Origin of the sequence: Arcicella aurantiaca, from assembly GCF_003148625.1 — a bacterium.
In the GTDB taxonomy this organism is placed as follows: domain Bacteria; phylum Bacteroidota; class Bacteroidia; order Cytophagales; family Spirosomataceae; genus Arcicella; species Arcicella aurantiaca.
Genome location: NZ_QGGO01000010.1, coordinates 181,322 through 189,322, shown reverse-complemented (window position 1 = coordinate 189,322; position 8,001 = coordinate 181,322). Strand labels below are relative to the sequence as shown.

8 protein-coding genes and 1 pseudogene are annotated in these 8,001 nt (G+C 34.6%); 5 read left to right on the top strand and 4 right to left on the bottom strand.

Annotation, left to right across the window (positions count from 1 at the left end; genetic code table 11):
• Positions 1 to 305 (top strand): annotated as a pseudogene (locus tag LV89_RS25180) (hypothetical protein); the annotation flags it as partial.
• Positions 306 to 312: 7 nt separating this feature from the next.
• Here LV89_RS25180 and LV89_RS11475 read toward each other — a convergent pair.
• Positions 313 to 2,586, bottom strand: coding sequence for a penicillin acylase family protein (locus tag LV89_RS11475; protein ID WP_109743040.1), 2,274 nt, complete (start codon positions 2,584 to 2,586; stop codon positions 313 to 315).
• A gap of 178 nt (positions 2,587 to 2,764) precedes the next feature.
• Here LV89_RS11475 and LV89_RS11470 point away from each other — a divergent pair, with 178 nt between their 5' ends.
• Complete coding sequence (locus LV89_RS11470) at positions 2,765 to 3,619, top strand: SdiA-regulated domain-containing protein (protein WP_109743039.1); 855 nt, start codon at positions 2,765 to 2,767, stop codon at positions 3,617 to 3,619.
• Positions 3,620 to 3,626: 7 nt separating this feature from the next.
• Here LV89_RS11470 and LV89_RS11465 read toward each other — a convergent pair whose 3' ends face one another.
• The 3 genes from LV89_RS11465 to LV89_RS11455 all read right to left on the bottom strand — a co-directional run bounded on the left by LV89_RS11465 (position 3,627) and on the right by LV89_RS11455 (position 5,903).
• Complete coding sequence (locus tag LV89_RS11465; RefSeq protein ID WP_109743038.1) at positions 3,627 to 4,052, bottom strand: hypothetical protein; 426 nt, start codon at positions 4,050 to 4,052, stop codon at positions 3,627 to 3,629.
• A gap of 67 nt (positions 4,053 to 4,119) precedes the next feature.
• The gene (locus LV89_RS11460) at positions 4,120 to 5,112 is read right to left on the bottom strand and encodes a zinc metalloprotease (RefSeq protein WP_109743037.1); all 993 of its coding nucleotides are present in this window, start codon (positions 5,110 to 5,112) and stop codon (positions 4,120 to 4,122) included.
• Between the two features lie 164 nt (positions 5,113 to 5,276).
• A complete protein-coding gene (locus LV89_RS11455) occupies positions 5,277 to 5,903 on the bottom strand; it encodes a hypothetical protein (protein ID WP_109743036.1) in 627 nt (208 codons plus the stop codon).
• A 316-nt stretch (positions 5,904 to 6,219) separates the two neighbouring features.
• On the opposite strand from LV89_RS11455, the gene LV89_RS11450 reads away from it, so the two are divergent.
• From LV89_RS11450 to LV89_RS11440, 3 genes are all read left to right on the top strand, one after another.
• The gene (locus tag LV89_RS11450; protein ID WP_109743035.1) at positions 6,220 to 6,666 is read left to right on the top strand and encodes a hypothetical protein; all 447 of its coding nucleotides are present in this window, start codon (positions 6,220 to 6,222) and stop codon (positions 6,664 to 6,666) included.
• Between the two features lie 12 nt (positions 6,667 to 6,678).
• A complete protein-coding gene (locus LV89_RS11445) occupies positions 6,679 to 7,164 on the top strand; it encodes a hypothetical protein (RefSeq protein ID WP_109743034.1) in 486 nt (161 codons plus the stop codon).
• 284 nt (positions 7,165 to 7,448) lie between these two features.
• The gene (locus LV89_RS11440) at positions 7,449 to 7,952 is read left to right on the top strand and encodes a DUF4494 domain-containing protein (protein ID WP_109743033.1); all 504 of its coding nucleotides are present in this window, start codon (positions 7,449 to 7,451) and stop codon (positions 7,950 to 7,952) included.
• The last annotated feature ends 49 nt before the right edge of the window (positions 7,953 to 8,001 follow it).

Sequence of the window (8,001 nt, the reverse complement as noted above, 5' to 3'; positions counted from 1 at the left end):
TAGAAAATACGCACCTAAAATCAAGCGAAAAAATTAAAAAGCTAATCGTTTTTGTTAGTATAGCAGTTGGAATATGTACGAATATTGGAAAACATCATCATAAAAAAGTAAAAAAAATCAGAATTAAAAAACATGGGTATAAATCCAATAGTTTTTTCCGAAAAGGGCTTGATATTTTGAGAGAAGGTTTCAGAAATATCAATCAAGGATTTATAAAAATCTGGGATGAATTTTTAAATAAATTTACTCGGTGGATTCAAATACAACTATTTCATTATCAATACGTAACAAAAATCATCGGGTAGAGTAAATTTACTCCCCAACCCAATACCGTCTCTCCACATTCTTCAATACATCTTCTTTATAAAATAGCACATCTTTAAACTTTCCTTGCGTGTACATGAGGGCTTGGTCGGTGAAGTGTTTTGAGTTTTTGTTGCCACTTTCGCCACCTGCCAATAAAGATTTTGCTTTGATTTTTTTGCCAAATTCTACGGCACAAATAAAGCTGTTACCACCCAATCCGTAGCGTTTTTGTGTACCGTAATAACGACTATTGTATGAAGGCAACGAACCCCATAGAGCCGATGCGAAACCCACAGGCAAGCTTGCCTGATTGTCATCATATTTTTCTTGCATTTCACCTGTAAGTCTTTGAAAACGATTAAGTTCTCCCCAAGGTTTTTGCCAAGTGCCAAATTTACTTTTTAACTCATTGACGGTTTTCAAAAGTGGTAAAAGCAAATCGTTTTTAGTAGCATTTGTGGCAAAACGTTTGGTGCTTTCTACTTGGTCGGTTTCGCCTTGTTCTACGTAAATTTTGGTAATTTGTGGACTTAATTTTTGTGCCGTTTCAATAGCTAAAGTAGTTGCCACAGAATTTTCCTCAGCATAATAATTCCAATTTTTCAAGGTTGTAATCGGTTCGGCTAAGGCTTGATGTAAAGTATCGCTTGGTGGCAAGGAATCAAATGCCTTCGTAATGGCAGGAATCAGAACGGCAAAGGCTGATAAATAGGTATCATAACCCGCCGAAATCACTTTATCAATGGTATAATCTTTTTCTCTACTCAAAACTCTTACAGCATTTATTCCTCTGAAATTTTCACCATCGGGAGCCATATATGGGCGGAAATCGGCTCGTTTTGGACTATTTTCTCCCGCAACAGTATAAGGCGTTGAATTACAATTTTGTAGCCAACCATTCACAGGATTATAGCTATGCACGGTTTCGTCAACGGCGTGCAAGCCTTTCCATTCGGTTTTGGAAGTCGTACCGTCAACGACTTTTCCCCAATTATAGTTAGTGTCTCGCACAGGAACATAATTGCCGTGCCAATACGCAATATTTCCTTTGGCATCGGCAAAAACAGTGTTGTTTGAAGTATTTGCTCGTAAGTCCATCACTTTTTTGTAATCCTCAAAACCTTTGGCTTTGGTACGTTTCCATGACTGAACCAAACTCGTCATTGAGCGATTGTATGACCTTAAACTAATCCATTTGCCATCTCTTTTTGCCATGACTGGGCCGTGATGCGTGTAATAGGTCGTGAAGTTTTTCGTGATTAGTTTGCCATCTTCGAGATATTTTAACGTAAGATTTTTTTGTGTTACAGGACGTAATTTTTTGTCGTATTCGTAGAAAAGTTTATCGTTTTTCTTCACGATTTTTTCGGCGTACATATCCGCTACGTCCACATTGCTTGAGGTGTGCATCCAACCACAATATTGATTAAATCCTTGATAAACAAATATTTGTCCCCAAGTAACTGCTCCGTAAGCGTTCAAACCTTCTTCACTTACTACTTGTACTTCTGGACGAAAATAAAAAGTTACGTGCGGATTGATGTACAAAATGGCATTTCCAGAAGCCGTTTTAGAAGGAGCAATGGCAAAGCCATTTGAGCCTGTTTGTTGATAATCGCCAAGTGATGCGGAATTAACCTCACCCCCCAGCCCCTCTCCGATGGAGAGGGGAGAATTTTTCCAAGTAACTCCCCTCTCCATCGGAGAGGGGTGGGGGGTGAGGTTTTGAACAATTCCCTCAAAAGGACTCTCCGAATAAAATTTCTTTATTTCATCATTAGAAATATCCGCCGTCGAAATAGCCCCGATACTGCCATCTGTCCATAAAAGTGGATACCAAGGCTGAAAACGAGTCAGCAAAGCGGGTTTAACTTCTGGATGTTTGTGGAGATAAAAATTGATTCCGTCGGCATACGCATTCAATAATTTCTTTAGCCAAGGTTTAGCTTTTTTATAATCGGCAATGGCATCGGCTGAATCAATTAATAGTCTGATTTGCAAATCATTATATAAATCTTTTTCCCCTTTGATTTCAGCAAGTCTGCCCAATTTTTCGATATAATTCATTTCTACACGCTTGAAATCGTCTTCACATTGAGCATATAATAAACCAAAAACGGCATTAGCATCTGACTTCCCGTAAATGTGTGGAATACCCCAAGTATCACGGATAATTTCAACCCGTTTGGCTTGTTGCTGAAAACGAGTAATTTCCGTTTTTGTGAATTTTTGAGCAAAAATCTGAGTGGAAAAAAGTAGGAAGAATAAAAGTTTTTTCATTTGTTTTTAGGGTTGATGAGAATGGAATTACGATTTTTGAATTACGATTAACGAATATAAAAAAATTATAGCCAATTTGGAGTTTCTTTTGAGTTGAAAATCGCAACTTGAAAATTATGACTGAATCCTAAAGAATCCTCCTTATTTTTACCCCAAAATCAACCAAAAATCTATTCACATGAAATTTTCGTCTATACTCATTTATGTTGCCGTTGTCATTTTAGGCGTTTTCTTTATCTATGCTTGTACGCCCAAAAAGCAAAAAGAGGATGACAAGCCTTCTGAAAAATCAGAGCTTGTTAATTTACCTTATGATTTAGAGAATCCTTCTGAACAATACACTTTACCCAAAAAACTCAAAGAAATTTCGGGGCTTTCGTATTTCAAAAACAATCAATTAGTTTGTGTAAATGACGAAGAAGGAAAAATATTTGTTTATGATTTATCGAAAAAAGAAATCGTAGATAAAATTCCTTTTGGAAAAGATGGCGACTATGAAGGCGTGGAGGTTGTGGGTGACGAAGTCTTTGTTTTGAAAAGTAATGGAAGAGTGAAAGGCTTTAAAATTGGTTTGCCTTTTGAGCGAGAAATTGACTGCACAAATCCAGATGTGATTGAATATGAGGGGCTTGCTTATGACCCCAAAACAAAACATTTACTTTTAGCTGCCAAAGAAAGGGTAAAAGACAAAGATGGTAAAAAGATGATTTATGCTTATGATTTTGAGAGGAAAGTGCTTTTCAAAAATATTGCTATTCCCGAAGAACAAGTAACCGATAAAGCCAACGGAAAAGAATTTAAGCCGTCGGGAATTGCGGTACATCCCAAAACGGGGCAAATTTTCATCATTGCTTCAAGCGGTAAAAAACTCTTAGTTTTAGCAGAAGACGGACAAAAAGAAGCTTTGATTTCTTTAAATCCAAAAGCTTTTCGTCAGCCAGAAGGCATTTGTTTTTCTCCCGAAGGAGATTTATTTATTTCTTCAGAAGGAAAAGATGGAGATGGCTATATTCTAAAATTTTCAGTGAAATAAACCCTTACTAAAACTCAGTACGGTACTTTTTTCCTGCAAGCGTTGTTTTCATTGCTTTGATTAATACTGATAGTTCAGTAGGAGGGCTGTGATGGTCGAAAGTAATAGATTCATATTCTTGTAATGAAGTTTTTATTTTCAACGTAGCTTCAAAAGCAGCATCAGAATAAGATTTTGTAGAGGGGCGTTCCAATGTTGAAAGGTCTTTGAAACTAAGCTTTTTTGTTGCCAAAACAATTTTCTTCCATTGGGCAGGCGTAATTTTATAATTGCTTGTTTGTCCGTTGATGGTAACAACTATTTTTTCGGAAGTAATGTGCAGATTTTTTTGCGTACCTCTTGTCTGGTACGATAAATCTACTGAATTGAGGGTTTCTTTCTCCATGAGATTCATTCCCAATATGATAAATAAAAGAATAAGATTTTTCATCATAAAAAAGCCTTCTCTTCGTGCATAGAGAAGGCTTGAATTTTAGTTAAGTTAGACTGTGAAAAATAGACTATGGATTGAAACTTGCTCTTGCTCCGCCTACTGCAAAAATGGCTCTTGAACGAACTTTTTGACCAGCCGAAAACATATACATACACGCATCATTTGTATAATCCATGTAATTCATAAACATATCTCCGTTTGCTCCATTGCTACAAGTTACATGAGGAAATGAAGGGCAACCATAGTTGGACGTTTGTTGAGTTGGCGTATCGGCAACTTGGTCGTTACCACAGCTTGCATCACCCCAAATGTGGCGTAAATTTAGCCAGTGACCAATTTCGTGCGTTGCGGTTCTTCCTTTGTCATAAGGTGCGGCAACATATCCTGTATTACCAAAATATTGAGGTCCAATCACAACTCCATCAGTTGCCGAACTACCGCCTGGGAATTGAGCATAACCCAAAATACCACCACCAATATTACAAACCCAAAGATTAAGCCTTGTTGTTGGAGAAGTTGGGTCAATACCACCTTTTTTCGCACTTTTCATGGCATCTCTTGTTCCCCAAGATGTTTTAGAACTTTGTTTACGAACAACAGATTGTAAGGTAAATTGTAATTCAAAATTTGAAACTGCACTGGTAAATGCACTCGGAACTAAATTAATGTCTGAATTAGTGGCACTAAAATCTTTATTTAAAATATCTATTTGAGATTGAATTTGTGCCAAACTAATATTTTCCTGAGCAGTATTATAAAGTACATTTACAACCACAGGAATAACCAAAGTTCCTGTTGCTCCAACTCTGCTATTTTTATTTTTTTTCTCAAACTCTTTCGTCTCATCTTCAATTTTTTTCATCTTGCCTTCAAGAGATGGGTCTTCTAACATATTTTGTTTTAATACATCCATTGAAGCACAAGAACGTTCTTCCCCCGATTCTTTTGCATTTCTTGAAGAGTTTGACGCTAAATCGGAAGAGTCTAAAGAAACATCTGAACATGAAATAATGGCACAAGACATGGTAGCGAATGCCATTAATTGGAAAATTTTTCTCATTTGATAAAGTTTATTTGTGAAGTAAAAAAGAATTAAATGATGTTTAAGCTGTTTAAATGCACGATAATTGCAAAAGCACGTTTTGCAATTTTACAGATTTTATTAATATATCAAAATAAATGGTGATATATTTTAAAAATCATCATTCCGTAGGTAGGAGAAATTTATTGCCGAATAAATATTTTGCCATTTACCATCATTACGGCAGTACATCTCAATAAATAAAGTTGAGTAGAATCTGTATTTTCTTGTGTGAGGACTTTAAACTTGGTGAGTTGTTTATTATATCGTTTTAGAGAGATATTGGTTTCATCAGCAATGTGGAGTGCCAATTTTGTAGGAATAGAATATTTAATAACAATTTTGGCTAACTTATTTTTTTCTTCTAATTCTTTTAGAGAAGACGGAATATTTTTTGTGCCAAAATTCTTGCCATAAGTTACAACTTCGCTTCGCCATTTGCAATAGTGCTGAGCAAAATTTATACTTATCGGTGTTGGCACAAAACGGTTGTTGAAATCATATAAATACGCAAGTTTACTTTCCCCTTGTGAATTTTGAGCCGTTGTAGGTTGTATATGCTTATATATTTCTTTTGAACTACTATCAGACTCAAGATATTGTAGAAACTCAACTGCATGAATGTTTTCAATGTATGATACATCAATGAAACGGTCGTAAGTTAAATTTTTTGTGTTGGGTGGAAAATATTTTTTGCTACAACCATTAAGCATAATTAATGGAATGATACAGAAAAAAATAAAATTGTATAATTTTTTAGATTTCAACATTTTTAAAACCTTTTAATTTTTATCAATAAACTTCCTGCGAAAGTGTTTTATGGTTGAAAAATGATATATTTTCTCTATTTGTAGCCGAAAAGATGTTGTTTTACAACTTAAAACATTTTCGCAGAAAGTCTAATAACGAACCAAAATATCAATTTAGTTTTGCTTCATTGTTTTCAAAACAGACAGAATAAAAAATTACTTATAAAAATATAGCCTCTGATAAATTGCTGATTATTGGAATCCCCCTTATAGACTCCTAACTTTACTCTATATGTAGCCACATTAAATATAGGCTTACTTTAACTTTACACACTTTATGAATGAATTTGCACAGTTAAAAGGCATTCTTCCCCTTCATGGTTCGCCTGTCCGTCATGAAGTTATGTCATTATATGATGCTTATAGCTCAATAGCCTATGGTGTCATTTTACAAATACTTCCTCAAGAAAATTTGGCACAAGAAACCTTAGTGAATCTCTTTACAACTTTATCTGTACAAGAATGTAAAAACTGTCAATTTGGGAGTGCTATTTATATTATCAGAAAAGCGAGAACCAAAGCCATCGAAATAAAAAATAAAAACGCTAATAATGTTTATGACTCGTTGATTATTGATGAAAAATCTGTATCAGAAATGATTTTTGAGCTATCCTTTCGACAAGGACAAACCCCTGAAGTAATTGCTCAACGATTAAATATTCCTAAAGCTCAAGTGCTAAAGGAAATTTATGAATACTTCAAGTCATTTCGTCAATCTAACTAAATTTATAGAACATTGAATACGCAAGCATATATAGAAAGTGGCATTTTAGAGGCTTATCTTATTGGTATTGCCTCCGACGACGATGTTAAGGAAGTAGAAGCAATGCAGACAACTTATCCAGAAATATCATTGGCATTAAACAACTTACAAACAGACATTATTCAACATTTTAACACCTCAGCTATTACTCCGCCACCAGTATTGAGAGATGAATTAATGTTAAAAAAACCTCAAACTGAGGTCAAAAAATGGGATTTTACTCAGCAAGGAACAAACGCACAACAAGAAAATAGAGATTCAAAAAACAATTATGTAGAAGTTGAATTTGACAATACCCACATTAAAGTTCATAAATATTGGCGACCTGCCTTTATTGGTGTATTTATTCTATCTAAAGTATTTTTAATTTTAGCTCTTTATTTTTATTTTAAATCGGATAGTCTTCAGCAAGAAAATTTACGTTTAAAACAAGAATTGAAAATTTCAACAAATAAATAAACACCAATATTTTACGGTTTCAAAAGGTACAAGTAAGCAAAAGCACTACTTGTACCTTTTTGGTTTATATAGACTGCGACATAACTTATTAGAAGTAAAATTTAATAATTTGGCTCAACTTCCTGAAAGCTTAACCCCTAACGGAGTTATTTCGGGAAGTTCCAAATAAGTTATGTCATACTCTATATACCGAGATAATTGATAATTGCTCATAAAAAACATTGAATGATTCCGCTTTTCCCGCCATTCTTAATAGTTTTGTAAAAACTTTAAAAATAATATAAATGGCTACTTGGTATTTAGGTAAAATACGTTTTCAGCGTGAAGACGAAGCGGGTTCTTTAAAAACAATTAATGAAGCATATTTAGTAGATGCAGTTTCTTACACCGAAGCAGAAGCAAGAATGTTTGAAGTAGTGGCAAGTAATACGCCTGATTTTCAGTTGATTAATCTTGCAAAAATGAAATTAAGCGAAGTTTTCTTTGAAGATAATGGTTCTGAAACGTGGTTTAAAGTGAAGGTTATGTACATTTCTTTTGATGAAAAAACTGCTAAAGAAAAGAAAACGCCTCACATGATGCTCATCAACGCAGATACGCCAAAAGATGCGTTTGATGCTTTGACTAAAAATTTAGGAAACTTAAACGACTACCAAATTACAGACATCAATCTTACAACAATTTTGGAAGTGTGTCCTTACGTTCCAGAAAATGAATTATTGAAAAAAGGTAATTTCAGACCAGTTGCAGAAGTTTTAGCGGAGCAAGAAGCCGTAACTGAGGCATAAATTAGACCACAGATATTACAGATTAAACAGATTTACACTGATTTATAGA

Bases quoted from the DNA above. Each gene is read 5' to 3' on its own strand.
- LV89_RS11475 (WP_109743040.1), bottom strand. From the start codon at position 2,586: ATGAAAAAACTTTTATTCTTCCTACTTTTTTCCACTCAGATTTTTGCT.
- LV89_RS11470 (WP_109743039.1), top strand. From the start codon at position 2,765: ATGAAATTTTCGTCTATACTCATTTATGTTGCCGTTGTCATTTTAGGC.
- LV89_RS11465 (WP_109743038.1), bottom strand. From the start codon at position 4,052: ATGATGAAAAATCTTATTCTTTTATTTATCATATTGGGAATGAATCTC.
- LV89_RS11460 (WP_109743037.1), bottom strand. From the start codon at position 5,112: ATGAGAAAAATTTTCCAATTAATGGCATTCGCTACCATGTCTTGTGCC.
- LV89_RS11455 (WP_109743036.1), bottom strand. From the start codon at position 5,903: ATGTTGAAATCTAAAAAATTATACAATTTTATTTTTTTCTGTATCATT.
- LV89_RS11450 (WP_109743035.1), top strand. From the start codon at position 6,220: ATGAATGAATTTGCACAGTTAAAAGGCATTCTTCCCCTTCATGGTTCG.
- LV89_RS11440 (WP_109743033.1), top strand. From the start codon at position 7,449: ATGGCTACTTGGTATTTAGGTAAAATACGTTTTCAGCGTGAAGACGAA.